Source organism: Kribbella sp. NPDC050241 (genome assembly GCF_044459685.1).
Taxonomy (GTDB): domain Bacteria; phylum Actinomycetota; class Actinomycetes; order Propionibacteriales; family Kribbellaceae; genus Kribbella.
The window spans coordinates 241,688-268,612 of the sequence record NZ_JBITJE010000005.1 but is presented as its reverse complement, the minus strand read 5'-3'; the positions used below and the strand labels follow the sequence as shown (position 1 = coordinate 268,612).

Annotated in this window: 23 protein-coding genes; 8 read left to right on the top strand and 15 right to left on the bottom strand. The window is 68.2% G+C overall.

What is annotated here, in order from left to right:
- The 3 genes from ACIBG5_RS24810 to ACIBG5_RS24800 form a co-directional block, all read right to left on the bottom strand.
- Complete coding sequence (locus ACIBG5_RS24810; protein ID WP_396393847.1) at nucleotides 1-825, bottom strand: aldo/keto reductase; 825 nt, start codon at nucleotides 823-825, stop codon at nucleotides 1-3.
- Nucleotides 826-843: 18 nt separating this feature from the next.
- Nucleotides 844-2,823 (bottom strand): protein meaA, encoded by a 1,980-nt coding sequence (locus tag ACIBG5_RS24805; RefSeq protein ID WP_396393846.1) that lies wholly within the window; start codon nucleotides 2,821-2,823, stop codon nucleotides 844-846.
- Between the two features lie 75 nt (nucleotides 2,824-2,898).
- On the bottom strand, nucleotides 2,899-3,213 hold the full coding sequence (locus ACIBG5_RS24800; RefSeq protein WP_360440276.1) for an STAS domain-containing protein: 315 nt from the start codon (nucleotides 3,211-3,213) through the stop codon (nucleotides 2,899-2,901).
- A gap of 133 nt (nucleotides 3,214-3,346) precedes the next feature.
- Between ACIBG5_RS24800 and ACIBG5_RS24795 the strand changes: the two genes are divergently transcribed.
- The 4 genes from ACIBG5_RS24795 (at nucleotide 3,347) to sppA (ending at nucleotide 7,430) form a co-directional block, all read left to right on the top strand.
- Nucleotides 3,347-3,679: a hypothetical protein gene (locus ACIBG5_RS24795; RefSeq protein WP_396393845.1), complete on the top strand. Its 333-nt coding sequence runs from the start codon at nucleotides 3,347-3,349 to the stop codon at nucleotides 3,677-3,679.
- A gap of 152 nt (nucleotides 3,680-3,831) precedes the next feature.
- Nucleotides 3,832-4,461 carry an RNA polymerase sigma factor gene (locus ACIBG5_RS24790; RefSeq protein ID WP_396393844.1) on the top strand — a complete coding sequence of 210 codons (630 nt, stop codon included), beginning with the start codon at nucleotides 3,832-3,834 and terminating at the stop codon, nucleotides 4,459-4,461.
- The gene (locus ACIBG5_RS24785; RefSeq protein ID WP_396393843.1) at nucleotides 4,461-5,573 is read left to right on the top strand and encodes a CU044_5270 family protein; all 1,113 of its coding nucleotides are present in this window, start codon (nucleotides 4,461-4,463) and stop codon (nucleotides 5,571-5,573) included. Before ACIBG5_RS24790 ends, ACIBG5_RS24785 begins: the two co-directional genes overlap by 1 nt.
- Nucleotides 5,574-5,777: 204 nt before the next feature.
- Complete coding sequence (gene sppA, locus ACIBG5_RS24780; protein ID WP_396393842.1) at nucleotides 5,778-7,430, top strand: signal peptide peptidase SppA; 1,653 nt, start codon at nucleotides 5,778-5,780, stop codon at nucleotides 7,428-7,430.
- Between the two features lie 3 nt (nucleotides 7,431-7,433).
- Here the strand turns inward: sppA and ACIBG5_RS24775 are convergent, their stop codons facing one another.
- Nucleotides 7,434-8,018: a cob(I)yrinic acid a,c-diamide adenosyltransferase gene (locus ACIBG5_RS24775; RefSeq protein ID WP_396393841.1), complete on the bottom strand. Its 585-nt coding sequence runs from the start codon at nucleotides 8,016-8,018 to the stop codon at nucleotides 7,434-7,436.
- A 49-nt stretch (nucleotides 8,019-8,067) separates the two neighbouring features.
- On the opposite strand from ACIBG5_RS24775, the gene murA reads away from it, so the two are divergent.
- Together murA and fabV are read left to right on the top strand one after the other, a co-directional pair.
- On the top strand, nucleotides 8,068-9,354 hold the full coding sequence (gene murA, locus ACIBG5_RS24770; protein ID WP_396393840.1) for a UDP-N-acetylglucosamine 1-carboxyvinyltransferase: 1,287 nt from the start codon (nucleotides 8,068-8,070) through the stop codon (nucleotides 9,352-9,354).
- Between the two features lie 70 nt (nucleotides 9,355-9,424).
- Nucleotides 9,425-10,594, top strand: a complete 1,170-nt coding sequence (gene fabV / locus ACIBG5_RS24765; RefSeq protein ID WP_396393839.1) for an enoyl-[acyl-carrier-protein] reductase FabV — start codon at nucleotides 9,425-9,427, stop codon at nucleotides 10,592-10,594.
- A 259-nt stretch (nucleotides 10,595-10,853) separates the two neighbouring features.
- Here fabV and ACIBG5_RS24760 read toward each other — a convergent pair whose 3' ends face one another.
- Nucleotides 10,854-11,405, bottom strand: a complete 552-nt coding sequence (locus tag ACIBG5_RS24760; RefSeq protein ID WP_396393838.1) for a CGNR zinc finger domain-containing protein — start codon at nucleotides 11,403-11,405, stop codon at nucleotides 10,854-10,856.
- A 19-nt stretch (nucleotides 11,406-11,424) separates the two neighbouring features.
- On the opposite strand from ACIBG5_RS24760, the gene ACIBG5_RS24755 reads away from it, so the two are divergent.
- Nucleotides 11,425-12,690: an MFS transporter gene (locus tag ACIBG5_RS24755; RefSeq protein WP_396393837.1), complete on the top strand. Its 1,266-nt coding sequence runs from the start codon at nucleotides 11,425-11,427 to the stop codon at nucleotides 12,688-12,690.
- Here ACIBG5_RS24755 and ACIBG5_RS24750 read toward each other — a convergent pair.
- Entirely contained in the window at nucleotides 12,677-15,178 is a 2,502-nt protein-coding gene (locus ACIBG5_RS24750) for a DEAD/DEAH box helicase (protein WP_396393836.1), read from the bottom strand. The two genes, ACIBG5_RS24755 and ACIBG5_RS24750, sit on opposite strands and share 14 nt — an antisense overlap.
- Nucleotides 15,179-15,291: 113 nt before the next feature.
- Here ACIBG5_RS24750 and ACIBG5_RS24745 point away from each other — a divergent pair, with 113 nt between their 5' ends.
- Nucleotides 15,292-16,518, top strand: a complete 1,227-nt coding sequence (locus tag ACIBG5_RS24745) for an SGNH/GDSL hydrolase family protein (RefSeq protein WP_396393835.1) — start codon at nucleotides 15,292-15,294, stop codon at nucleotides 16,516-16,518.
- 47 nt (nucleotides 16,519-16,565) lie between these two features.
- Here the strand turns inward: ACIBG5_RS24745 and ACIBG5_RS24740 are convergent, their stop codons facing one another.
- The 9 genes from ACIBG5_RS24740 to ACIBG5_RS24700 form a co-directional block, all read right to left on the bottom strand.
- Nucleotides 16,566-18,197, bottom strand: a complete 1,632-nt coding sequence (locus tag ACIBG5_RS24740; protein ID WP_396393834.1) for an extracellular solute-binding protein — start codon at nucleotides 18,195-18,197, stop codon at nucleotides 16,566-16,568.
- Nucleotides 18,198-18,199: 2 nt separating this feature from the next.
- Complete coding sequence (locus ACIBG5_RS24735) at nucleotides 18,200-19,126, bottom strand: carbohydrate ABC transporter permease (RefSeq protein WP_360440236.1); 927 nt, start codon at nucleotides 19,124-19,126, stop codon at nucleotides 18,200-18,202.
- Nucleotides 19,123-20,124, bottom strand: a complete 1,002-nt coding sequence (locus tag ACIBG5_RS24730) for an ABC transporter permease subunit (protein WP_360440233.1) — start codon at nucleotides 20,122-20,124, stop codon at nucleotides 19,123-19,125. Before ACIBG5_RS24730 ends, ACIBG5_RS24735 begins: the two co-directional genes overlap by 4 nt.
- Nucleotides 20,125-20,351: 227 nt before the next feature.
- Complete coding sequence (locus tag ACIBG5_RS24725; RefSeq protein ID WP_396393833.1) at nucleotides 20,352-21,290, bottom strand: MBL fold metallo-hydrolase; 939 nt, start codon at nucleotides 21,288-21,290, stop codon at nucleotides 20,352-20,354.
- Between the two features lie 3 nt (nucleotides 21,291-21,293).
- The gene (locus ACIBG5_RS24720; RefSeq protein ID WP_396393832.1) at nucleotides 21,294-22,067 is read right to left on the bottom strand and encodes an enoyl-CoA hydratase/isomerase family protein; all 774 of its coding nucleotides are present in this window, start codon (nucleotides 22,065-22,067) and stop codon (nucleotides 21,294-21,296) included.
- Nucleotides 22,060-23,154: a hypothetical protein gene (locus ACIBG5_RS24715; RefSeq protein WP_396393831.1), complete on the bottom strand. Its 1,095-nt coding sequence runs from the start codon at nucleotides 23,152-23,154 to the stop codon at nucleotides 22,060-22,062. The genes ACIBG5_RS24720 and ACIBG5_RS24715 overlap by 8 nt, the downstream gene beginning before the upstream one ends.
- Nucleotides 23,151-24,338, bottom strand: coding sequence for a CaiB/BaiF CoA transferase family protein (locus ACIBG5_RS24710; protein ID WP_396393830.1), 1,188 nt, complete (start codon nucleotides 24,336-24,338; stop codon nucleotides 23,151-23,153). Before ACIBG5_RS24710 ends, ACIBG5_RS24715 begins: the two co-directional genes overlap by 4 nt.
- Entirely contained in the window at nucleotides 24,335-25,081 is a 747-nt protein-coding gene (locus ACIBG5_RS24705) for an SDR family NAD(P)-dependent oxidoreductase (RefSeq protein WP_396393829.1), read from the bottom strand. The genes ACIBG5_RS24710 and ACIBG5_RS24705 overlap by 4 nt, the downstream gene beginning before the upstream one ends.
- A 16-nt stretch (nucleotides 25,082-25,097) precedes the next feature.
- Nucleotides 25,098-26,924: a right-handed parallel beta-helix repeat-containing protein gene (locus tag ACIBG5_RS24700; protein ID WP_396393828.1), complete on the bottom strand. Its 1,827-nt coding sequence runs from the start codon at nucleotides 26,922-26,924 to the stop codon at nucleotides 25,098-25,100.
- Between the last annotated feature and the right edge of the window lies 1 nt (nucleotide 26,925).

Genomic DNA, 26,925 nt, shown 5'->3' with positions numbered 1-26,925 from the left:
TCAGGACCACCACTTCTGGCCCAGCGCCTCGTCGGTCCGGCCGGTGGTGTCGAGGGCGTCCAGCGCGGAGACGGCCTCGTCGTCGAGTTCGAAGTCGAAGACGGCGAAGTTCTCCTCGATGCGCTCCCGATGGGTGGACTTGGGGATGACCGACAGGCCCTTCTGGACTGCCCACCTGATCAGGACCTGTGCCGGTGTGTGGCCGGTGGCAGCCGCGATCCGCGCGACCACCGGGTCGCCGAGGTGGCGGCCGGTTCCCAGCGGGCTGTACGCCTGGGCGACGATACCTGCGTCCTCGCACGCCGCAAGCAGGGCAGCGCGGTACTCGAACGGGCTGAACTGGATCTGGTTCACGGCCGGCTGGATCTGGCTCGTCTTCAGGAGCTCCTGGATCTCCGCGGCGCTGAAGTTCGAGATCCCGATGCCCTTGGTCAGGCCGGCCTCCACGGCCGCTTCCATCCCGGGCCAGGCCCACGTCGGCCCGCTCTGCGGCCAGTGGATCAGGTAGAGGTCGAGGTAGTCGGTGCCGAGCCGCTCCAGGCTCTTCTCCGCCTCGGCGCGCGGGTCCTTGCTGCCCGGGTAGAACTTCGTGGTGAGGAAGATGTCCTCCCGCGGGATCCCGCTGCTGCGGATCGCCCGCCCCACACTCGCTTCGTTCCGGTACGCCTGAGCCGTGTCGATCAGCCGGTAGCCCATCTCGAGGGCCCACTCGACCGCCCGCTCCGTCTCGGGCCCGTCCGCCGCCTGCCAAACCCCCAGCCCGAACACCGGAATCGCCGTACCGTTGGAGAGCGTGAGAGTCGCCTGAGCACTGTTCGCCGTCATGTACTCCTTCTACCACGCCTACAGTTTGTGGGCGTGCCGGATCACCTCGACGACATCGGCCATCATGCCGGTGAGGTCGTAGTCCTTGGGGGTGTAGACGGCGGCTACGCCGGCGGACCGGAGTTCCCGTGCGTCGGCGTCGGGGACGATGCCACCGACAACGACCGGTACGTCGTCCAGGCCGGCCGCGCGCAGGCCGGACACGATCGCCGGGACGAGTTCCATGTGTGAGCCGGACAGGATCGAGAGACCGACGCAGTGGACGTCCTCGGCGACCGCGGCGGCGACGATCTGTTCGGGCGTCAGCCGGATGCCCTGGTAGATGACCTCGAAGCCGACGTCGCGGGCGCGGACGGCGACCTGTTCGGCGCCGTTCGAGTGACCGTCCAGGCCGGGCTTCCCGACCAGGAAGCGCAGGCGGCCGCCGAGCTCCCCCGACGTGGCGGCGACCTTCGCGCGTACGGCGGCGATCGCTTCACCGCTACCGGAGACGCCGACCGATCCCGTGACCCCGGTCGGAGCGCGGTACTCGCCGTACATCTCCCGCAGGACCCCGGCCCACTCCCCCGTGGTCACGCCCGCGCGAGCGCACTCGAGCGTGACGGGCATGAGGTTGTCCGTGGTCTTCGCGACCGCGCGCAGCTTGGTCAGCGCAGACTCGACTGCAGCCGCGTCGCGGTTGGCGCGCCACTCGCGCAAGGACGACAGCGCTGCGCTCTCAGCGGCGGGATCAACTGTCTGGATCGCGGTGTCCAGGTCCGCAGTGAGCGGTGACGGTTCGGTGTTCTCGAACTTGTTCACCCCGACGACGACCTGTTCACCCGACTCGATCCGCTGCCAGCGTTCGGCGTGCGATGCGACCAGCGCCTGCTTCAGGTAGCCGCTCTCGACCGCGGCGACCGCACCACCCATCGCCTGCACGCGATCGATCTCCTCGCGAGCACCGTCGACCAGCTCGGCGACCTTCGCCTCGATCACGTGCGATCCGTCGAAGATGTCGTCGTACTCCAGCAGGTCGGACTCGTACGCCAGTACCTGCTGCATCCGCAGCGACCACTGCTGGTCCCACGGCCGCGGCAGACCGAGCGCCTCGTTCCAGGCCGGCAACTGGACCGCGCGGGCGCGGGCGTTCTTCGACAGCGTGACGCCGAGCATCTCGAGCACGATCCGCTGGACGTTGTTCTCCGGCTGCGCCTCGGTCAGGCCGAGCGAGTTCACCTGGACGCCGTACCGCAACCGCCGGGCCTTCGCGTCCGTCACGCCGTACCGGTGCAGCGTCAGGTCGTCCCAGAGCCGGACGAACGCGCGCATCTTGCAGGTCTCCTCGATGAACCGCACCCCGGCGTTCACGAAGAACGAGATCCGCTGGACCACGTCGCCGAACCGCTCCGGCGGCACCTGGCCCGCGTCCCGGACCCGATCCAGTACGGCGATCGCGGTCGACAACGCGAACGCGAGCTCCTGCACCGGCGTCGCGCCGGCCTCCTGCAGGTGATAGCTGCAGATGTTGATCGGATTCCACTTCGGGATGCTGGCGACCGTGTAGGCGATCACGTCGGTGGTCAGCCGCAGCGACGCCTCCGGCGGGAACGCGTACGTGCCACGGGACAGGTACTCCTTGACGATGTCGTTCTGCGTCGTCCCGGTCAGCTCATCGGGCAACGCGCCCTGCTCCTGGGCAGCCACCTGGTACAGCGCGAGCAACCACATCGCCGGCGCGTTGATCGTCATCGAGGTGTTCATCTGCGCGAGCGGGATCTGGTCGAACAACGCCCGTACGTCGCCCAGGTGCGCGATCGGTACGCCGACCTTGCCCACCTCCCCCTTGGCCAGCGGATGATCGGCGTCGTACCCGGTCTGGGTCGGGAGGTCGAACGCGACCGACAGACCGGTCTGGCCCTTGGCCAGGTTCCGCCGGAACAACGCGTTCGACTCAGCGGCGGACGAGTGGCCCGCGTACGTCCGCATCACCCACGGTCGATCCTTCTCGGTCGCCATGTACCCGAGAGTAGGACTCTGTTCCCTTGTGAGTCGCGACCTCGTGACCGGTGTCACCAGGGGGTTAGGTCACATTCACGCGCCGATGGGAAGCGGACTCCGCTCGACCCGCAGGACCCGGTGCAGCCGGGTGACCGCGAGGATCCGGATGACCGAGGGCATCGGGTGCCACAGGACCAGCTGCCGCCCGAGCGACTGCGTCCGTCGGTGGGTGGCGACGAGCAGGCCGAGACCGGTGGCGTCGACCGCGTCCACCCGTTCGAGGTCGACGATGACGTCGCCCACCGAGGTGTCGATGACGGTGTTCAGGGTCTGACGGACGTCGCCGACGGTGCGGACGTCCAGGATGCCGGTCAGTTGTACGACGTTGTTCGGGGTCGGTGCGAGCATGTCCGTGCCCTCCGCTCTTCCGGCGGCCCCCGAGTCATCGGCCGCGTGGCAGCGTGTCCAGCTTGTGATCGTAAAGACTCCCTGGGGACACGGAAGGTTGCCAAGACCTCGCGACCTTTTATTTCGGGAGACAATGGTGTCCGTGTTCGGTGAGGAGTACTTCGTGTTTCCGGTCGTGGCCATGGCCCTGGCCGGGCTGATGGTACTGCTTTGCCGCTGGGCTTTCTCGAAGGCCAAGGGCGGGTCGCTGGTTCGGCGGGTCGATTCCCGTCCCGCCGAGCGCGACGCGTTCGGGTTGCTGATCGACGTCCGGACCGTGCGGACCTACAACGAGGCGCGGGTCAAGGTCTCCATGCTGAAGGACTTCGGCATCAAGGCGACCGCGGCCCGGACCAAGGACGGCTGGACCGTCTACGTGTGGCCGAACGACGAGGCCGCCGCCCGCGGGCTGCTCGACACCCACTGACCTTTCTCCCGCACGCGTGTCCTCCGGAGAGCGCTCTCGCGCGTCTATCCGCGGGGGTCAGGAGATCGAGGCGGGGTCGCGAGAAGGGGTCTGGGGACATCGGGCAAGAAGTGGGTGAACCGACCGGAGACACATCAGACGCGAGGAGTTCGATGACGCCCGACGTGGCCCTGGCCACCCTTGCGTTCCCCAGTCGGCTGCCGGCTGCCGTCGTACCTGCGGAAGCGGACGAGGACGGGTGGCTGCTGGAGGCGTCGGTGCAGGAGCCGGACCGGTTCACGCTGATCTTCGACAAGTACTTCCCGCAGGTGCACGGGTACGTCGCCCGCCGGCTCGGCCCCGATGTCGCGGACGACCTGGCGGCGGAGACGTTCCTGATCGCGTTCCGGCAGCGGGACCGGTTCGACCGTGGCAGCGGGGTGGTGCGGGCGTGGTTGTACGGCATCGCGACCAACCTGATCCGCCGGCACCGGCGCGACGAGGTCCGCGCGTGGCGGGCGCTGGCGAAACTCCCACCGCCGCTTCCAGTGACAGGAGCTGAGGAGCGGATCGCTGCGCAGGTCACCGCCCAAGGCACGAGGCGCGAACTGGCCGCCGCGCTGGCGAAGGTCTCGGCCAAGGACCGCGAGGTGCTGCTGCTCGTCGCCCTGGGCCAGCTCACGTACCACGAGGTGGCCGCGGCGCTCGGGATCGCGTACGGCACGGTCTGCTCACGCCTGTCCCGGGCCCGCCGCATCGTCCGGGACTCACTCGGCCACAACCCCACCGGAGGTGACGCCTGATGAACGAGCTCGAATCGGTCCGCAAGGCGTTCCCCTCGGCTGATGCGCCGTCCCCGGAAGCCACCGGCGCCGCACGACAGCAGCTCGAAGGCCTGATCCGCGAGGAGCCGAGGCCCAAGCGGTGGCTGCTGGCCGCTCGGGCCGGCTGGGTGGGAACTGCCCTCACCGCTGCGACCGCGGTCGTCGCTGTCGTCGCACTGGGTATGCCGCTGGTCCGTGGCACCGGGGACGACGCCGGAGTGGCGCCGGCGACGATCATTCCGACACCGCCCCGGTTGGCGAGTGCCAGCCAGGCGCTGCTGGCGGCGGCGGTGCAGCAGGAGAAGGACGAGAAGCTGTCGGGCCGGTTCTACCGGGTACGCAGCCTGCAGATCGGGCCGCCCGTACGGGTGGGGAACCCGAAGTACACGGTGCAGGGGCGGTCGATCATCGAAGGCTGGATGCCGATGAAGCCCAGGACCGAGTCTTGGTTCGGATGGGCTGGACTCGGCTATCGCCCGGTCACCGCGACCGACACGGCCAAGTGGCGCGCGCAGGGATCACCGACGACCTGGCAGCTGCCGGGCGGCGACACCGTCGAGATGCACGCGATGGCACCGGTGGTCGACGAGAGGTCGTTCCAGGACGTCCCCCAGGGCTACTACCTGACCGGTACCGAGCCGCTCAGCGCTCAACAGATCGCGGCGCTGCCGACCGATCCGGTCAAGCTGCGCGCACTGCTCGCCAGTGGCGCCGACCGGCGATCGAGTCCGGCGGAGCGGAACTACACCGTGTTCGCCGCGGCCGGACAGCTCCTGTTCGAGACCCCGTCACCGCCGAAGCTCCGCGGCGCGGCACTTCGGGTGCTGGCCACCCTGCCCGGCACCCGGATCCGCATCGGCGTCAAGGACCCGATCGGTCGCACCGGCACGGAGATCACCATCGACGTGAAGGGGCAACCGAGCGGCAGCGCGACGATCATGGCGCGCGGGCGTACGGCGTACATCATCGACACCACCACCGGCCGGCTGCTCAGCTCGAGCATGGAAGGCCTGAAGGTCGGGTCCACCGTCGTCCTCGAGTCCGGCTGGACTGATCAGAAGCCCGAACCGCCGTCCCCGGTCGTGCGCTGACCGGTCTGTACCGCCGGCCACTGCGCGGTGACGGAACGCATTCGTCGTAACGCCGAGTGCTGCCACTGGAGACCTTCAAGCTCTTCAACGTCCAGGGGCCGCGCCGCACTCGTTCCTGTACGGGCTGCACTCCAACGGCTCCCTGTACCGGTACACGGTCGGCGAGTGAAGTAGGGGGTTGCGGGCGGCGTCTAATGTCGGGGTATGGGGATTCTGCTGGAGCTGGATCTGACCCGGGGTGTACTCGAGACGCCGCCTGCTTCGCCGGTGGCCGCGTTCCGCGCGCGGCATCTGCCGACACTGCGCGAGCTGGTGGCGGCGTTGCGGAAGGGCGCGCGAGACGACGAAGTCGTCGGCCTGGTCGCGCACCTGGGCGGGCATCGGTTGTCGCTCGCCCAGGTGCAGGACCTGCGCGAGGCGGTCGCCGACTTCCGGACGTCGGGCAAGACCGCCCTGGCCTGGACGGAGTCGTTCGGCGAGGTCGGCGGCGGCACCGTCCCGTACTACCTGGCGACCGCGTTCGACGAGATCTGGGTGCAGCCGTCCGGTGACCTCGGCATCACCGGCGTCTCCGTGCAGGCGGTCTTCGTCCGCGGGGCGCTGGACAAGGCCGGAGTGATCCCGCAGTTCGGCAAGCGGCGTGAGTACAAGACCGCCGCCGACACCTTCACCGAGAAGGAGATGACCGCTCCGGCGCGGGAGATGGCGTCCCGGCTGGCCGAGTCCGCGTTCGAGCAGATCGTCGAGGGCATCGCCGTACGACGACGGCTGGACACGGCTCGAGTGCGGGAGCTCGTGAACACCGCACCGCTGTCCGGACAGGCCGGACTGGACGCCGGACTGGTGGACCGCCTCGGCTACCGGTCCGACGTGTACGACGCTTTGGAGAAGGGGCTCGGCGAAACCACCAGACTGCTCGCCGAGCGGTACATCCGCCGCGGCCCCCGCACGCTGGAGGAGCTCCGCAAGGTCCTCCCCTGGCCGCAGAAGCCGATGGTCGCTGTCGTCCGCGTCTCCGGCGGCATCAACGTCGGCCGCAACTCCGGCAGCCCGCTCGGCGGTCCCAGCTCCGGCTCCGACACGGTCGGCGCCGCGCTGCGTGCCGTGGCCGAAGAGGACAAGGTGAGGGCCGTCATCCTGCGGGTCGACAGCCCGGGCGGCTCGTACGTCGCCTCGGACGCGATCCGCAACGAGGTACTGCGGCTGCGGTCCACCGGGAAGCCCGTGATCGCCTCGATGGGCACGGTGGCCGCGTCCGGCGGGTACTTCGTCGCAATGCCGGCCGACGTGATCGTCGCGCAACCCGGCACGATCACCGGATCGATCGGCGTACTGACCGGCAAAGGCGTCGTACGGGACGCGCTGGGCCGGATCGGGATCACGCAGGAGGCCGTGTCGGAGGGTGAGAACGCGCGGATGTACTCGGCGCAGGAGGAGTTCACCGACGAGCAGTGGGCCCGGTTGGAGGAGACGCTCGACCGCATCTACAAGGACTTCGTCGCCAAGGCCGCCCTGGACCGTGGTCTCCCCGAGGAGCAGTTGGAGTCCCTGGCTCGGGGTCGGGTCTGGACCGGCGCCGACGCTCACGACCGCAAACTGGTCGACGAGCTCGGTGGCTTCCAGCACGCGCTCACTCTGGCCTGCGACCGCGCCGGTCTGGACCGCGACGAGGTCGCCCTGGCGACCGTCCCCCATCGCAACCTGCTGGAACGCCTACGCCCGCCGACAACCACGGACGACCTCGCTGTGACCGCGCAACCGCTGACTCTCGACGGGCTGACCACCAGTCTCTACAGCGCTCTGGGCCTGCCGCCCGCCGGTCTGCTGCGGATGCCGCTCAACTGGCAGCTGGGGTAAGTCTCAGGACTTGCGCTCGCCTCCGGGGACCCACAGGACGTCGCCGCCGGAGGACAGGTTGGCGACGCGGCCGAGGATGAACAGCAGGTCGGAGAGACGGTTCAGGTACTGCAGGGCGAGCAGGTTGACCGACGGTCCGTGGGCTTGGACCGCGACCCAACCGGCGCGTTCGGCCCGGCGGACCACAGTGCGGGCGACGTTCAGGTACGCGGCGCCCGGCGTACCTCCGGGGAGGATGAACGAGCGGAGCTTGGTGAGGCGGTTGTTGTACTCGTCACACCAGCCTTCCAGGCGGTCGACGTACTCCTGGGTGATCCGCAGCGGCGGGTACTCCGGGTTCGGCGTGATCGGGTTGCACAGGTCGGCGCCGACGTCGAACAGGTCGTTCTGGACTCTGGTCAGCAACACGACCAGCGTGCTGTTCAGGTGACCGGCCGCGATGGCCACGCCGATGGCGGAGTTCGCCTCGTCCACCTCGCCGTACGCCGCCAGCCGCGGATCGGTCTTCGAGGTCGTCGAGTTGTCGCCCAGGCGGGTCTCACCGGCATCACCGGTCCGGGTGTAGATCCGCGTCAAGTTCACAGCCATGGAAGGACTCTACGCATGTCCGGGGACACCGGTTCGCTACAGTCAGCGGGTGGAACGGTTTCGGATCGCGGGTGAGGCACGGCTCGAGGGAGCCGTGCAGGTCGCTGGAGCGAAGAACAGTGTGCTCAAGCTGATGGCGGCCGCCCTGCTGGCAGAAGGTACGACGACGCTGCGGCAGGTACCGGGCATCCTGGACGTGGCCTTCATGGCCCAGTTGCTGGAGACGCTCGGCTGTGAGGTCACGGTCGACGCGGACGCGCAGCTGGCGACGATCGCCGTACCGCATGAGGTCCGGTACCAGTGCGACTACGAGCTGGTGCGCAAGCTGCGGGCGTCGATCTCGGTCCTCGGACCGCTGCTGGCCCGCTGCGGCAAGGCGGAGGTGGCGCTGCCGGGTGGCGACAACATCGGTTCGCGCGGACTGAACATGCACGTCGCCGGCCTGGAGGCGATGGGCGCGAAGGTGCACATCGAGCACGGTTTCGTGATCGCCGAAGCACCGCAGGGCCTGCACGGCACCGAGGTCTGGCTGGACTTCCCCAGCGTCGGCGCGACCGAGACGATCATGATGGCCGCCGTGCTGGCCAAGGGCACCACGGTGATCGAGAACGCGGCCCGCGAGCCGGAGATCCAGGACATCGCCGCGATGCTGGTCGCGATGGGCGCCCAGATCGACGGCGCCGGCACACCGCGGATCGAGGTGAGCGGTGTGGCCGGTCCGCTCAACCCGGTCGACCACACCGTCGTCGCGGACCGGATCGTGTCCGGGAGCTGGGCGTTCGCGGCCGCGATCACCAAGGGTGACGTGACGATCACCAACGGGCACGCCCACCATCTCGAACTGCCGCTGGACAAGCTCCACAAGGCCGGCGCCGAGATCACGGTGCTGAACCCGGGCTTCCGGGTCCGGATGGACGACCGGCCGAAGCCGGTGGACGTGGTGACGCTGCCGTACCCGGGCTTCGCGACCGACCTGCAGGCCTTCGTGATCGCGCTCAACGCGCTGAGTGACGGCGCGGCGATGGTGACGGAGAACCTGTTCGAGGGCCGGTTCACCTTCGCGCAGGAGCTGACCCGCCTGGGTGCGCAGATCCAGACCGACGGGCACCACGCCGTGGTCCGCGGCGTACCGCGGCTGTCAGGGGCTCCCGTCGTGGCGAGCGACATCCGGGCCGGCGCCGCGCTCGTGCTGGCCGGGCTCGCGGCCGAGGGCGAGACGCTCGTCTCCGCCGCTCACCACGTTCACCGCGGCTACACAGACTTCGCCGGCAACCTCCGCCGCCTCGGCGCCGACGTCACAGTCGAGCCCGACGACGCGGAACTGTACTGGAACTGAACCGGACTTTCCTGCGCACTCTTGTGGCACTCTGCCCCGTCGACGCTCTGGGCCGGGTTAGGGTCCTGGCATGAGTGAGCGCGTGATCAAGCCCCTGGGCCGTGGATTCCTCTTCCTAGACTCGCATCCGGCCGGCTGTGCCCGGGTCGTCCGGGACCTGGCCGGCCAAGTCGAGCGCCGTGCACCAGAGCGCCGTACCGCGCTCGTCATCGGCTCCAGTTCCGGCTACGGTCTGGCCGCGACCATCGCGGGCCTCGCACGCTATGGGATCGACGGGATCGGTGTGTCCTTCGAGAAGGCACCGACGGCTCGGCGTACGGCGACCGCGGGTTGGTACCGCACAGCGGAGACGGCTGTGCTCGCGGCCGAGTTCGGTCGAGACTTCCGCTTCATCAACGCCGACGCGTTCGCGGACACCACCAAGGACGAGGTGCTCGGGCTGATCGCCGAGCGGTTCGGCGGGGTCGACCACCTGATCTACAGCGTCGCCGCGCCGCGGCGGGTCGATCCGAGGACCGAGGAGACGTTCCAGTCGGCGATCAAGGCGATCGGCGCACCGCACACCACCAAGAGCCTGGCCTACGAGGACGGGCAGCCGGTTCTGCAGGAGGTCGGGATCGAGGTCGCGACAGAGGACGAGATCGCCCAGACGGTGAAGGTGATGGGCGGCGAGGACTGGGCTCGCTGGATCTCGGCGCTCGACGAGCGTGGGCTGCTGAAGCCCGGCTTCACCACGGTCGCGCTCACCTACATCGGGTCCGAGCTGACCGGGCCGATCTACCGGCAGGGTTCGATCGGCGCCGCAAAGGCTGACCTGGAGCAGACCGCGGTCACGCTCGCCAAGGACGGCGTGAAGGCGATGACGTCGGTCAACGGTGCCGCGGTGACCCAGGCGTCGTCGGCGATCCCGGGCATCGGTCTGTACGTGAGCCTGCTGCACAAGGTGCTTGGGAATGGACTGCAGACTCCCGTGCAGCAGTCGGTCGCCCTGTGGGATCAGCTGACCGGCGAGACACCGCTGGATCTCGACGACGAGGGCCGCATTCGACTCGACCGCTGGGAGCTGGCCGACGACGTGCAGGCGGCCGTTCGCGCGCAGTGGGAGTCCGCGACGCAGGACAACATCGCGGACGTCGCCGACACCACCTGGTTCCTCGCGGAGGTACGGCGCCTGTACGGCTTCGACGTACCAGGCGTTGACTACGAGGCCCCCACCGAGGTCGACGTCACCTGGCCCTAGTCTGGCCTCTCGGGAAGGCTAAGCCTGAATCCGTGGACAACCACAGTTCGTTGCCGAGGGCACCGGTGGCGCGATTCGTACCTGCTGCCGGATGACAGTGACCGGTGCCGCCACCCCCGGGCGCGGCGGCAGGTTGCTGGGATTCTGACCGGGCCTACTCCCGCGGAGTGCCGTTCGGGGAGGGTACCTACCCCAATCCGGCCTGTTCGCCTCCCCAGATGGAGATGTTGATGGTTCCGAGCGGTCTACGGATCCGGGGTCAGGCGCGGGCGCGGTAGGTGCGCATCTTGTTGCGGGAGCCGCAGAGGGACATCGTGCACCAGCGGCTGCGACCGGCCGGGCTGCGGTCGTAGTACACCCAGCGGCAGGTGTCGGCGGCGCACGCCTTGAGCCGCGGCCAGTTGCCGACAGCAACCGAGGTGGCGATGTCCGCCGCGAGACGGGAGACCAGCGCCTGAACGCCGGTCAGGCCGTCTGCCGGACGGACCGTCGCGCCTCCGTCGGCTGACAGCGCCAGCGTCAGCGGCGCGTCGGCGAGCAGCCGATCGAGCACGGTGAGGGATTCCGCCGGTACGTCGATGCCGGCGTGCGCCTGGCAGACATCCCGCACCGCCTCGCGCAGGATCAGCACGTCCGCGAGGTCAGCCCGATCGAACCGGAGACCGGGCAGGCCGTGGTCGGCGCAGAACGCGCGCAGGTCCGCGGGTTTCGTCAGCGCGTCCTGCTCCATCTCCAGGTCGACGGTGTTCACCAGGTCCTGCACAAGCGTCAGCGGCTCAGGGGCAGGGGTGCGCTCGCCGGGCTGAATCACAGTTGCCACGTTACCGGCCATGGGGCATGATCCGGTAACGAAGTTACTGGATGAGGCGGAGGTACTGGTAACGGTGGACGGCGACTTCAAGCGCTTCTGGGCGGGACAGACGGTCTCCGCGGTCGGCACTCACGTGACCGCGGTCGCGCTTCCGCTGACCGCTGCGCTGACCCTCGACGCGGGAGCGGCAGGCGTGAGCGCCATCGCGACGGCGACCTACCTGCCCAGCGCGGCGCTGCCATTGCTCACCGGGCACTGGCTCGAAGGGCGGCGCAAGCGCGGGGTGATGATCGCCGCCGACATCATCCGCGCCGCGGCGCTAATCGTGATCCCGCTCGCCTGGGCGATGGACCAGCTCAGCCTGCTGCTGCTGGTCGCGGTCGCCTTCCTGGTCGGGGCGGCGAGTGTGGTGTTCGACATCGCGTCGTTCGCCTATCTCCCGGACTTCGTCGCCGAGGCCGATCTACCGTCCGCCAACCGCGCACTCCAGGGCTCGTCCACCGCCGCACAGGTCGGTGGCCCGGGCCTGTCCGGAATCCTGGTCCAGGTGCTCGGACCAGCCGTCGCCCTCCTCGTCGACGCCGTCTCCTACCTGGCCAGCGCCGTGGGCGTCGGATCGGCGCGACGACCGGAGGCCGCACCGCACGCCACTGACGATCGACCAGGTCTGTGGGAAGGCGTTCGACAGATCAAGGTCAGCCCGTTCCTGCGCTCGCTGACCGCCCACGCCGCGCTCTACAACGCGTCCGCGCAGATCCTGGTCGTCAACCTCGTCGTCCTCGCGGTCAAGGAGCGTGGCCTGTCCGCGGGCGGGTACGGCATCGCCCTCAGTGCCGGCGGGGCCGGCGCCTTCGTCGGCGCCATGCTCGGTCTCCGTCTGGCCAAACGCCTCGGCTACGGCCGAGCCTTCGGTGCCTCACTCATCCTGTCGACCGGCCTGCCGCTCCTGCTGGCGTTCCTCCCGGGCCGAGGCATCCAGTACGGCGTCCTCCTCGGCGTACTGCAGTTCCTGTCCGGCATCGGTCTCGGCAGCGCCAACGTCCTGTCCGTGACGATCCGCCAACTGCTCATCCCCCGCACCGCACTGGCCCGCAGCAACGGCGCGTACCGCACCTTCACCTTCGGCGTCCTCCCGATCGGCGCCGCGCTCGGCGGCGTACTCGGCAGCACCTTCGGCTCCACCGCGGCCGTCGCCGTCGGATCCATCGGCATCGCCCTGTCCGCCCTCCCGATGTTCGTCCGCGAAGTCCGAACCCTCGAGACCCCGGTGACTACAGCGGCTTGAACGACGCCATTTCCAGGACCAGGTCCTCGGCCTCGTCGGAGGCGGCGAGGTCGACGCTGGCGGTGATACGCCAGTCGTGGTTGCCCTCGGGGTCGTCGATGATCTGCTGGACCTCCCAGTAGCCCGGGTGCTCCTCGATCATGAACAGCGCAGGACCACGGGCCGCCGGGCCGGTGCCCACCACCTCGTGCTCCGCGTAGTACGCCGTACCTGCCTCGGCCCAGCGGCCGGCGTCCCAGCCCGACTCGGAGTCGAGCTGGCCGAGCTCGGCCCAGCGGTGCAGGGCGACCAGCTCGACGCGGCGGAACATGGCGTTGCGGACCAGGACCCGGAAAGCCCTCGTGTTCAACGTGATCCGGCGCGGTCCGGCGGGGACCACCTCCGTCACCTCCTCGGTGGTCGGGTTGGTCAGCTCCTCCCACTCGTCGAGCAGGCTGGAGTCGGTCTGCCGGACCACTTCGCCGAGCCACTCGATCAGGTCGGTGAGGTCCTCGTTCACCTTGTCCGGCGGCACCGTCTGCCGCAGCGCCTTGTACGCGTCGCTCAGATACCGCAGTACGACGCCCTCCGACCGCGCGAGTCCGTAGAACCCGATGAACTCGCCGAACGTCATCGCCCGCTCGAACATGTCCCGGACCACCGACTTCGGCGACAGGCCGGAGTCCGCGATCCACGGGTGCGTCTGCCGGTACATCTCGAACGTTGCCTCGAGCAACTCGTTGAGCGGCTTCGGCCAGGTCACGTCCTCGAGCAGTTCCATCCGCTCGTCGTACTCGATGCCCTCGGCCTTCATCGCGTTCACGGCCTCGCCGCGGGCGTGGTGCTCCTGCGCCCAGAGCACCGCCCGCGGGTCCTCCAGCGTCGCCTCGACCACCGACACCACGTCCAGCGCGTAGGACGGATCCTCCGGGTCGAGCAGATCCAGCGCGGCCAGTGCGAAGGTCGACAGCGGCTGGTTCAGGCTGAAGTCCTTCTGCAGGTCCACGGTCAGGCGCAGCGTGCGGCCGTTCTCGTCGGGTTCGTCCAGCCGCTCGACCACACCGGCGGTGAGCAGCGTGCGGTAGATCTGGATCGCGCGGCGGATCAGCCGGACCTGGATCTTCGAGTCCTCGTGGTTGTCGCGAAGCAGGTGCCGCATGCTCTCGAACGCGTTGCCGTCGCGGGCGATCACGTTCAGCAGCATCGCGTGGCTGACCCGCATCCGGGACTGCAGCGCCTCGGGCTCGGCCGCAACCAGGCGGTCGAAGGTGTCCTCTCCCCAGGTGACGAAACCCTCCGGCGGCTTCTTGCGCTGCACCTTGCGCTGCTTCTTCGGGTCGTCGCCGGCCTTGGCCAGCGCCTTCACGTTCTCCACCACGTGATCCGGCGCCTGGACGACGACTGTGCCCGACGTGTCGTAGCCGGCCCGGCCGGCGCGACCCGCGATCTGGTGGAACTCGCGCGCCTTCAGGATCCGCTGCCGGCGTCCGTCGTACTTGCTCAGGGCGGTGAGTACGACGGTCCGGATCGGGACGTTGATGCCGACGCCGAGGGTGTCGGTGCCGCAGATGACCTTGAGCAGACCGGCCTGGGCGAGCTGCTCGACCAGACGGCGGTACTTCGGCAGCATGCCGGCGTGGTGGACGCCGATGCCGTGCTTGACCAGACGCTGCAGAGTCCGGCCGAAGCCCTTGCTGAACCGGAAGTTCCCGATCAGCTCGTTGATCTTCTCCTTCTCCTCCTTCGAGGAGACGTTGATGCTCATCAGCGCCTGGGCACGTTCCAGCGCGGCGGCCTGGGTGAAGTGGACGACGTACACCGGCGCTTGGTGGGTGGTGAGGAGTTCCTCGAGCGTCTCGTGCAACGCGGTGGTGACGTACTTGTAGATCAGCGGGACCGGACGCTCGGCCGAGGACACGATCGCGGTCGGGCGGCCGGTACGGCGGGACAGGTCGATCTTGAACCGCTCGACGTCGCCGAGGGTCGCCGACATCAGGATGAACTGGGCGTCGGGCAGTTCCAGCAGCGGCACCTGCCAGGCCCAGCCGCGGTCCGGCTCGGAGTAGAAGTGGAACTCGTCCATCACCACCTGGCCGACGTCCGCGGCCGAGCCCTCGCGCAGCGAGACGTTCGCCAGCACCTCGGCGGTGCAGCAGATGATCGGGGCCCCGGCGTTCACCGATGCGTCTCCGGTCAGCATGCCGACCTTGTCGGCGCCGAACACGTCGCAGAGCGCGAAGAACTTCTCCGACACCAGAGCCTTGATCGGCGCCGTGTAGAAGGTCCGCCGACCGTCCGCCAACGCCGCGAAGTGCGCGCCCGTGGCGACCAGGCTCTTCCCTGACCCGGTCGGGGTCGACAGGATCACGTTCGATCCCGTCATCACCTCGATCAACGCCTCTTCCTGCGCCGGGTACAACGAGATCCCCTGCTCCCCCACCCACCGCGCGAACGCGTCGTACAGGTCGTCAGGCTCGGTCGTCCCCGGCAGTTGCTCAGTCAGCGTCATCACCACCCATTGTCCCTGACGACCGGAACCGTTCGGCCGCCGGTTGCGACCGCCCGGCGCTCGTTGCCACGCAAACGATTGCACGGCATGTCTATTCAGGCTTGACTCGGGAAATGGTTTCTCTTTCGTGGCGCCGGATGGGCGCGAGTTTGCTGGTGACGGCGGTGGGTGCGGCGGGCCTGGTGGCGGCCGCGACACCTGATGATGGCCCGGGCCCGGGTGGGACGGAGGTGGTGACGACATGGGGTGCGAGTGACGACATCGCGGGTGGGACGCTGAACGAGGTCACGGTGCGGAACATCGTGCGGACGAGCGTCGGCGGGAAGGATCTGCGGATCCGGGTGTCGAACGCGAACGGCGATCAGCCGTTGGTGACGGACTCGGTGTACGTCGGGCGGCAGGACGCCGGGGCGAGCGTCGTACCGGGGTCGAGCCGGCGGTTGACGTTCGGCGGGAAGACATCGGTGACGATTCCGCCGGGGGCGATGGCGATCAGTGATCCGCTGGCGGGACCGGTGCCGGCGCAAACGAGTCTGACCGTGAGTCTGCATGTGGTCGGTACGACGGGTGTGATCACGGCGCACAACCGGGCCATGCAGCACAGCTACAAGTCGACCTCCGGTGATCACTCGGCGGACGAGTCGGCGACGACGTACCAGACCGAGTCGTCGGCGTGGTACTTCGTCAACGCGGCGATCGTGACGGCGCCGCAGCAGGTGGAGACGGTGGCGACGCTGGGCGATTCGATCACGTCGTCGGTCGGTACGACGATCGACACGAACCGCCGGTGGCCGGACGTGCTGGCGGATCGGTACGGGCAACTGCCGGAGCACCGGCGGCTGGGGATCTCCAACGAGGGCATCTCGGGGAACCGCGTGCTCGGTGGGATCGCGAAGGCGGGCAGTGCCGGGGCGAGTGCGTTGGCGCGGCTCGACAAGGACGTGCTGACGAAGCCCGGCGTACGCACGGTGTTGTTGCTGGAAGGGATCAACGACATCTATGCGGGTGCTACTGGTGACGAGTTGATCGATGGGTATCGGCAGCTGATCGCGCGGGTTCACGCCAGTGGGCGGTGCATCGTCGGTGGGACGCTCACGCCTGTTGGCGGTTCATTCGTGTACTCGCCTGAGAAGGAGGCTGCGCGGCAGGCTGTGAACACGTTCATCCGTACGAGCGGCGAGTTCGACGGCGTGGTCGACTTCGACGCCGCCACCCGGGATCCCGCCGATCCCAGTCGCCTCCAAGCCGCGTACGACGGTGGCGACGGCCTCCACCCCAACGACGCGGGCAACCACGCGATGGGTCAGGCACCCGACCTGGACACCCTCCGCTGTCAGTGAGAGAGGGCCGCACGCACCGCCCCGCGGGCGGTGCGTGCGGCTGGTCGTTACTTTCGGCCCTGGATGGACATCGCTTGTTCGTACTCGTGGCGGATTGCGTCGCCGCTTGACTTGCGCCAGTTGGCGACGGCCTTGTCCCAGTCCGAGAGATCGGAGCGGCCGAGCTGGATCTCCTTGGTGAGCGCCTCGAAGTCCTTGTCGGCGACCTTGCCCTTGGTCGAGTCGGTCGGTGAGTAGAGCCCGTACGTCGGCTGCAGGATCGCCGTGGGCAGGATCGTCTTGAGGTGGCTGTAGGCAACATCGACCGCCTCGGGGTGGCCCGGGAAGTAGACCGGATATCCACCGTCGGCCAGGTACTGGATCGGGAACTCGCCCAGGCAGACCTCGCTGCCGCCGGCCTCGGTCAGGACCGGGTCGGTGCCCTTCAGCGTGTAGTGCCGCCCGGGCAGGCCGAACTTGCGGAACAGATACTCCTCGGTCCCGAACGGCGCGGCCATCCAGTTCAGCACCCGCAACAGCATCTTGGTCCGCTCCGGCGAGCTGGGCCGCATCGCCGCGATCGAGTTGTTCGGCGACCCCAGCAGGAACCGCCCGACCTTCCCGGCGCTGTCACGCACGACCGGCAGCGCGATGGCGAAGTTCTTCGCCACGGCGCGGCGGTAGAAGCTCTGGATGGACGAGTAGGTGTCCTGCGTCATCACCGCCGAGCCCTGACTGAACCAGACCTTCTGGTTGTTCTTCGCCACCCCGTCGGGATGGATCAGCCCGTCGGCCTGCATCTTCGTGGAGATCGCGAGCATTTCCTTCTGCTCCGGGAGCTCCCGGCTGTGCACCAGGCGGCCGTCGCGAACCTCCCAGCCGTTCGGCAGCCCCAGCATCGCGCTCAGCGCCGCCGCGGGTGGGACCGCGAACGCCCAGCGATTCTTCTTCCCGTCCGTCACCGCCTTGGCGACCTTGTTCAACTCGTCCACGGTGGGCGAGCCGAGCTCGACACCGAACTGGTCGAGCAGGTCCTGGCGGGCCAGCAGCAGGTTGGACGACATTACGCCGCGCTGGATCGGGACCGCCCGGATGCCGCCCGAGAACACGCATCCACGCCACGAGTCGGCCGACAGGTTGGCCAGGAACGGGTACTCCAGGATCGCGTCACCGGACAGGTATTCGGTCAGGTCCTGGGCCCGAGCCTCGAGGAACTGTGGCAGGTAGGAGAACTTGCCGTCGACGTTGAACAGATCACCCAGCGTGTCTCCTGCCACGGAGGTCGCGAACTTGTTGGTGTAGTCGGAGCCGGTGGCCGACGTGATGGTCAGGTCCAGCGGTGAACCGATCCTGCGGTTCAGCTCCTGCCAGTACGGATTGCGATCGGCGGTCGGCGGAATCGGGTTCGACGTCGGGACGCTTCCGGAGATGCCTTCGCCGTCTGCGGGCGCGCCCTCGGTGACCCGGGTCGGATCGGCCGGGAACTGGTAGAAGCAGTCCGGCATCAACGGATGGCTCCGGGGCAGGTCCGGCTTCGGTCCGTCGAACGGCTTGTACGTCGGCAACGCGACCGGCCTGTTCAAGGCCGCGATGTCGGTCGATCGCGTCACCGTGGCACAACCGCTCAGGCCTCCGGCAGTGGCGGCCGCGGCCAGCGATCCACCGAGCAGCGTTCGTCTGCTGATCCGTTTGCTGCTCATGGTCATCCCTTCACCGCCCCGGTCAGCATGCCCTTGGTGAAGTGCCGCTGGAGGAACGGATAGACGATCAGGATCGGAACCAGGGAGACCACCAGGATCGCCATCTGGATCGACTCCTGAGGCGGAAGCTGGTCGGCCGACGCTCCACCGAGATCGCCACTGCTGAGCTCGGTGTTGTTGATGACGTAGGTCCGCAGTACCAGCTGCAGCGGCCACTTGGCCGTGTCGTTGATGTAGAGCATCGCGTTGAAGAACGCGTTCCAGTACCCGACCGCGTAGAACAGGCCGATCACCGCGAGGACTGCCCGCGACAGCGGGAGGACGATCGACCAGAAGATCCGGAAGTCACCGGCACCGTCGACCCGGGCCGAGTCGATCACCGACGCCGGGATACTCATGAAGAACGAGCGGAGCACGATCACGTTGAAGCCGTTGATCGCGGTCGGCAGGACCAGCGCCAGCAGCGAGTCGAGCAGGCCGAACTCCTTCACCACCAGGTAGTTGGGGATCATCCCCGGGCTGAACAGGATGCTGAACAGCACGATCATCAGGATCGGCCGCTGGCCGAACGAGCCGGGCCGGCTGAGCGCGTACGCCAGCATGGTGGATCCGGCCAGACTGACCAGGGTGCCGCCGAGGGTGATCACGAAGCTGACCAGCAGTGCCCGTTGCACCACACCGCCGTTGAAGATCGCCCGGTAGGAGCCCCAGTTGATGCCGTCCGGCCAGAGCACGAAGCCGCCGGAGTTGGTGACATGCGCCTGGCTGGCGATGCTGGTCGAGATCACTCCGATGAAGGGGATGATCACCACCGCGCAGCACAGCACCAGCACGATGCCTTTGAGTGCCCGAGTCGGGATCGTCGGCACCTCGTCGATCGTCGACCGCCGGGTACCGGGCGGCCGGATGAGATTCGTCTGGGTACTCATGCTTTCTGGTACACCCCCGCCTCGCCGAAGATGTGTGCGACCTTGTTGGCGCCGATCACCAGGGCGACGCCGAACAGACCCTTGACCAGACCCACCGCGGCCGAGACTCCCCATTGGCCGGCCAGTACGCCGTTGTTGTAGACGTAGGTGTCCAGGACTTCGCTGGCCGGTCTGCCGACCAGGTTCTGCTGCAGGATGATCTGCTCGAAGCCGACGGTGAGCGAGTCGCCGAGCCGCAGGATCAGCAGCAGGATGATCAACCCGCGGATCCCGGGCACGGTGATGTGCCACAACTGCCGCAAACGCGACGCTCCGTCGACCCGGGCCGCCTCGTACAGCCCCTGATCGATCTGCGTCAGCGCGGCCAGGAACAAGATCGTCCCCCACCCCGAGTCCTTCCAGATCACCTGGCTGGTGAGCAGCGCGATGAAGCTGTCGGGATTGCCGAGGAAGTCGATCGTGTCGATGCCTCGGGCCCGCAACGTGTTGTTGATCAGGCCGCTGCCGCCGAGGATCTGCTGGAAGATCGCGATCACGATCACCCAGGACAGGAAGTGCGGCAGGTACAGCACCGACTGCACGACGCGCTTGATCCGCTCCGACAGCAGGCTGTTCAGCAACAGGGCCAGCGCGATCGGCGCCGGAAAGACGAAGATCACCTGGACCAGCGTGATCAGCAGCGTGTTCTTCAAGGCGTTCAGGAACTCTGCGTCACCGTTGAAGATCACCGCGAAGTTGTCCAGCCCGACCCAGGCGCTGCGTCCGAACGGAACGAACGGCAGGTACTCCTGGAACGCGATCAGGTTGCCGAGCAACGGCAGATAGTGGAAGGCGAGCATCAAGGCCAGACCGGGGATCGCCATCAGCAGCAGGACCTTGTCCCGGCGAGCTCGCGCCCACCAGGACAGCTGCTGGCCGCCGGCGGGCGGTGCGGATCTCCCGGCGGTCGAGGTGCCCGGGGGTCCCGAGTCGGTCGGCCGCGCTTGATCGATCACCATGGTTTGTTTCGTTTCGGGGCTGAGGATTTCGTCGGCTCGAGCCACGCGACACTCCCTGCGTCGTCGGTGAACATCGCTCTCCCAGCGGGAGAGCGCTTTCCGTTCCCCCCTGTTCGATGCTGTCGTGTTTTGGGGAGTGGCGCAGCTCCAGCCGGAGAGTCATCCGCGAATCGGCTCGACCCGATGCGAATCGGCAGCGCGTCAGCGGCTCAGAAATGAGCGGCGGTTCAGGGCCGGTGGTGCCAGCGGGGTTCGACGTCGCCCTGCCGGGCCAGGTGTTCCAGGTGTGCGCGGGCCATCCGGACCGTCTGGAGGTTGATGCCTCCGTAGTTGCCCAGGTCGGTGCCGATGACCGTGGCCAGTTCACGGACCATGAGCGAACCCTTCGTCCGCAGGAGTTTCACCGTCAGCGCTTCGACCTCAGCCACCCACTCCAGGCTCTCGGTGATGCGTTTGCGACCGGCAACCGAGTCCAGCACGTCGCCATGCGACGGAACGAGGGCGTCGAAGTCCAACTCCAGCAGGCGATTCAGTCCGCCGACGTACCGGTCGACGTCGGTGTAGAGCGGAGCCAACCAGGTGGAGCTGTCCAGGTAAGGCTGACCGCGGCCTTGCACATCGTCGAAGGAGAACAGGGTTCGGGACGACTCGTCCAGTACGGCGATATGGCCAGGACTGTGGCCGCTCGTCGTCATGACACGCAGTGAGCGATCGAGCGGAAGGTAATCGCCGTCGCGGAGCAGTACGTCGACCCGAACGCGCTCGTCGAGCATCTCGAGCAGCTCCGAGCGTTCGGCCGACGACAGGTCCATGGCGGCCGGATCCGAGCCCCACAGCTCGGTCAGCAACAGCTCGTTGTCCTCCAACCAGCCCACCTCCGCCGCTGGAGCGGCCACCCGCGCACCACTCGCCCTCTTCAGTACGGCGTTCCCACCCATGTGATCCGGATGCGCATGACTGTTCACGACGAGGGTCAGGTCGGCCAGCCCGAGGCCCAGCCCAGCCAACTCGGGTGCCGTCGCAACCTCCGGGGTGGAGGCGATCCCCGCGTCGAGCAGCACGAGCTCGGAGCCCGCGTCGATCACGTGCAGCCACAACGGCAGCCCGCACACATGCGGGTAGTCCGTTGCCAACCGATGGATTCCCGGTGCGATCTCAACGGGCACAGCTCACCGTCCTTCGAAGTCGCCGGTACGACGCTCCGCGAAGGCTGCACGGCCTTCGGCTGCGTCGCGGGTACCGAGAGCAACGGCCTGCAGCTCACGCTCGTACTGGATGGCCTGTTCGAGTCCCATCGACCACGCGGCCCGCAGGTTCGCCTTGGCCGCCTGCGCGGCGATCGGTGGCCGGGCAGCGATCCGGTGCGCCAACTCGGTTGCAGCAGGCAACACCTCGGAAGGCGGCAGCACCTGGCTGACCAGCCCGATCCGCAAGGCTTCCGCCGCGTCGATCGGATCACCGGTCAGCAGCATCATCGCCGCATCGCTGGCCGGCACCGACGCCGCGAGCAGTGCGGTCACGCCGCCACCACCGATCCACCCGAGCTTGATCTCGGCCGCGGCGAAACTCGCCGACGACGACGCCAGCCGGATGTCGCACGACAGCGCCAGCTCGAGCCCACCGCCGTACGCGTAGCCGTTGATCGCCGCGATCACCGGCGTACGCAGGGCGCGTAAGGCGTCGCAGTAGTCGCGGCGGTTCCGGAAGTGCCAGGGGCCGTCGTAGCGGTCGAGTTCGCCGATGTCGCTGCCGACGGAGAAGGCCCGGTCGCCCGCACCGGTCACGACGACTGCCCGAATCGAAGCGTCCTCGTCGATCTTCGGGATCAGCTCGAGCAGTTCCGCGCTCATCGAACGGGTCGCCGCGTTCAGTTTGGCCGGCCGGTCGAGCGTGAGCAGCCCGACGTACCCGTCCTGCTCGAAGGCGATCCGGCCGTCATCCATGACTCACGCTCCGGTAGTCGTCCTCGATCCGGTCGACCGCGGCCCCAGGATCACTGGCGTCGTCCAGCAGCTCCCGCACCCGCTCCGACAGTTCGCCCTGGAACGCGATCCACCCGTCGAACCGTGGCCGGATGTACGACGTCGTGAGCGTGCTGAGCGTGGCCGAGTAGTGCCCGTTCCACGCCTTGTCCACCACGTCGGACGCCCACACGACCGCGGTCGCCGACTGCCCGCCGACCGTCGACACGACATCCAACTGAGTGCTGACGTCCAGCAACCCGCGCACGTACTTCGTCACCGCCAGGACGTGTCGGTAGGCCCGCGGAGTCACAGCCAGTCCAGTCCCGCCCAGCGTGCTGTTGGCCAGTCGGTCCGCCGGCCGCAACCGCGGCGCTGCCGACCAGGCCAGCGGCTGCCGGTCCTCCCCCACGGCACCGTAGTACGCATAGCTGTACACCAGCGGACAGCACACCCGCTCGTTGCTCTCAGCAAGCAGCTCGTGGATCCCGATCGGATCGAGCTCCGCCACACTCCGATCACTTCGCTGCCACACCGCGCGTAGCACCCGGATCGCCTCGACCGCTCGATCCCGATCGAGCAACCGAGCCCCAGTCCGGTCGCCGGCGAGTCCGAGCAACATCAACCCGGCATGCGGCCCAGCGACACACAGTACGACGCCCGGCGTCTCCAGTACGTCACACCAGGTTGCGGGCGGCGTGGTGAGCCGGTCCGGCCGATACAGACACGTCTGCGTCGCCGCATCGATCGGCAGCGCCCAGCCGTACCCGTGCAACCGATAGCTGTCCCACGTCGGCTCGACCGCCCGCGACCGCCACACCTTCAGATCCCGCGCCGCGAACACGTCCTCCACCGGCAGGATCGCGCCCGCCTCGACGGCCGCCCCGAGCCCGGGATGATCGACCACGAGCAGGTCGTACTCCTCGGCCAGCTCCGCCAACGGCGTGGACTCGAACCTGGACAACGGCTGTCGATCCCACACCACCTGTACGCCGGACTCGTTGAACGCCTCCAACGGCCGGTAGCCACGGGGGTGATCCCAGGTCAGCCCGCGCAGTTGCCCGGTCACGGCGAAACCACCGCGCCTTGCTGGAGCAACGCCTGCCGCTGCTCCGACGACAGTCCCAGCTCGGCGAGCAGCTCATCGGTGTGCTCGCCGACGAGCGGTGCAGGCCGCCGTACCTCCGCAGGCGTCCGGCTGAACCGATACGGGAACCCCGGTGTCGTCACTGCGCCCTCGGTCGGGTGCTCGTACGTGACGAACGAGCCGTTGTGCAGCACCTGCGGATCCGTGCGCACGTCGGCGTACGACAGCACCGGCCCACACCAGACACCGCGCTCGCGCAGCTTGTGCAACCAGTGGTCGGTCGACTCCCGCCGCAACGCGTTCGACACCGCCGCGGCGATCTCATCGCGCCGGGTGAAGCCGTCCCGTTCCGCATCCAGCCCTGCCAGCTGAGGTGCGTCCAGCACCTCGGCCAGCACCGGCAGGTTGGCGAACGCCAGCGAGAGATAGCCGTCGGCGGTCGTGAAGATGCCGTACGGCGCGCGGATGTAGCTGTGCGCGTGCACCTCCTCGGACCTCGTCTGTGGAATGCCACCGACCGTGTGCACCGACAACTCCTGCATCTGCAGCGCGATCACGGCGTCCAGCATGTTGACCTGCACGAGCTGCCCCTCGCCAGTGCGTTCGCGATGCAGCAACGCGGCCAGCACCCCTTCGAAGGCGCTGTACGCCGTGACCGCGTCGGCAAGGAAGTACGGCGCGGCGACCGGCGGCTCGTCCGGACGACCGGCGCTGAACAACGCACCGCTCATCGCCTGGACCAGCAGGTCCTGTCCCGGCCAGTCGGCGTACGGACCGGTCTCGCCGTACCCGGAGATCGACACATAGATCAGGTCGGGCTTCAGTGCGCGCAAGGTGTCGTGGTCCAGGCCGAGCCGGGCGGCGACACCGGGCCGGTAGTTCTGCAGGAACACGTCGGCCGACTTCACCAGCTCATGGACCACCTCGCGACCCTCGGCAGACTTCAGGTCGACTGCGAGGCTGCGTTTGTTCCGGTTCAGCGACAGGAACGACGCGTTCACCTCGTTCCCGGTGGCGCCACCGGCCGCCGTGTGCCGTTGCCATTCGCCGGTCACCGGTTCGACCTTGACCACGTCCGCGCCCAGGTCGCCGAGCCGCATCGCGGCCAGCGGCCCGGCCATCGCCACCGACACGTCGAGGACGCGGTAGCCGTCGAGAATGCTCATTGGGCGGTCCATCCCGCGTCCACCGGCAGGACGGTCCCCGTGATGAACGACGCGTCGTCGCTGGCGAGGAACGCGATCGCGGCCGCGACCTCCGACGGCTGTCCGATCCGGCCGAGCGCGTGATGCCGGTCGACCATCACTTGCATCGCGCCCGGATCATCCGCGCCGCCGACCTTGCCGTTGCGGATCAGCGGTGTGTCGATCAGACCGGGCGCGACGCAGTTCGCGCGGACGCCGGCCCGGCCGTGATCGAGCGCCATCGCGCGGGTCAGGTTCTCCACGCCGGCCTTCGCCGCGCAGTAGGCCGACCGGTTGCGCTCCCCCACCGTGCCGATCGCCGAGGAGATCGTCACGATCGCCCCGCCGCCCTGCTCGACGAACCGAGGCAGTACGGCGCGGCAGGAGTTGTAGACGCCGGTCAGATCGACATCGAGGATCGTCTGCCATTCGTCGGGCGAGGTGTTCGGTACGGTGTCGCACACGTCGACCCCGGCTGCACTGACCAGGACGTCAACGGCGTCAAGCGATGCGACGAGCTGAGCAGTCCCAGCGAGGTCCGTCACGTCCAGTTCGTACCCCCGCCCGCCGACCTCCGCGGCGACCTTCGCCGCGGAATCGCCGTTTCTGTCACACACGATCACGGTGCCGCCCTCGGCGGCGATCCGGCGGGCGGTGGCCGCGCCGATCCCGGAGGCACCTCCGGTGATCAGCGCGACCTTGCCTACATACCGTTCCTTGTCCATAAGTGATCCGCGTACCTCAGGGCTTCTCGTAAGGGAAGGACGGCAGTACGCCGATCTGGTCGTACTGCATCCGGGAGTCGTCGAACCCGGGCTCCCAGCTGACGTTGGCGAACGTGTCGCACGGTCCCGCCGACGGCCCGTGGTACGGGTCGCTCTCGGTGTTGGTCACCTTGATGTCGGAGAACGCGAAGGCACAGCCGCCGAAGTCCATGTGTACGCCGTACGGCTTGCTGTCCGGCATCGACGGATCCGCGTTCGCGTCGTCGATGATCAGCTGGGACACGGCCGCGTCCGGGGTGTACGGCGGCTGGTTGCGTACGCCGTACGCGTAGAACGGACCGGTGTCACCGCTGTCCTGGGCGAGGTGCGACAGCCGCACGTGGTGGACGGTGTTGCCACTGGCGTAGTTGTCCGCGTTCGGGATCTCCGGCCGGGACTCGATGCTGATGCCGTACCGGGCGCCGTGCTCGACGACGGTGTGACTGATCTCGTTGCCGCCGCTGTTCATGATCTCCACGCCGGCGGAGTCGCCCGGGACCAGTTCGCCGATGTGATGGATGTAGTTGTTGGTGAACGTGTTGCCGTGGGCAACATCGCCCTCACCCGGCCAACCGCCCTCGACCTTGATGCCGTCGTTGCCGAGGTGCTCGAGCAGACTGTCCGACACCGTGGTCTTCTCGTTCGCGAAGAGCAGTTCGATCGCGGTGAACCCGGTCTGCTGCAGGTGCATTCGGGTCAGCTTGACGCCCCGGGTGTTGGTGAGCGTGATCGCGCCCCACCGGTTCCGCGGCAGCTCGATCTGGGTGTCGTACTTCGGGTACTTGCGCTTGAACCCCGAGTCACCGGTCTGGTTCCAGCCGTACCGGTACCACTCCATGAAGTCGGTGTGCTGGATCGTCAGCCCGTCGAGGGTCAGGTTCTCCACCCGCCGGTTCGCGGATGCGCCGGCGATCGAGAACACCTGTGTCTGCGTCGGGCGCATCACGTGTACGCCGTCCATCGTGCCGCCGGCCGGCTTGTAGTAGAGCGTCTTCGCGGGGTAGTCCAGGTAGTACTCGCCGGCCTGGTCGAGCAGGCTCAACGAGTTCTGCACGAAGTAGCGCGAGCCGCCGCCGGAGTTGATGAAGCCGTAGCGCGCCGGGTAGACCAGCGTCGTCCGCTTCTTGGTGAAGTTGATGTCGAGCATCGGGATCGTGTCGGTGAACCACGACCACGACCCGCCCGACCACACCGTCACCTGCGCCGGCCACGACGTACCCAGACGCAGGTCCCACGACGGGTCGATGTCACCAGCGTTGAATCCGAGCTGGTCGCGGACCGCTTCCTTGGTCGAGTCGAACAGGATCGACCGCAGGTACGGCGCCCACGCGTCGTCAGACTGCCGGTTCGGGTACCGCGCTGTGGTCGCAGGCTTCCCGTCGACGTACAGGCTGTAGAACGGCTGGTCGATGTCGACCGGCGCCTTGAAGATCCCGTCCTGGTACGCCGTCCACCCGGTGACCTCCCGCGCCGCCTCGAACACCGCCTTCCCCGGCCCGTCCACACTCCGGTACGTCACCCCGGAGTCGCGATCGTCGAAGCTGATCGTCTTGTCGACCTGATAGGTCCCGGCCCTCAGGTTCACGACCGGCGCACACGCAGGCTTCGTGAACCGCAGAGTGTCGCGAGCATGCTCGACCGTCTTCCAGGGCTTGCGCTGCGTCCCCGGACCGGCATCGTTCCCGGCCGGCGACACCCAGAACGACTCACACTCGGGAGCGTCCTTCAGGCCCGCACCAAGCGCCGAACCTGCGCCGACGACAGCAAGCGCAACACCTATGACCACCCCGCCAATCAGTCGCATG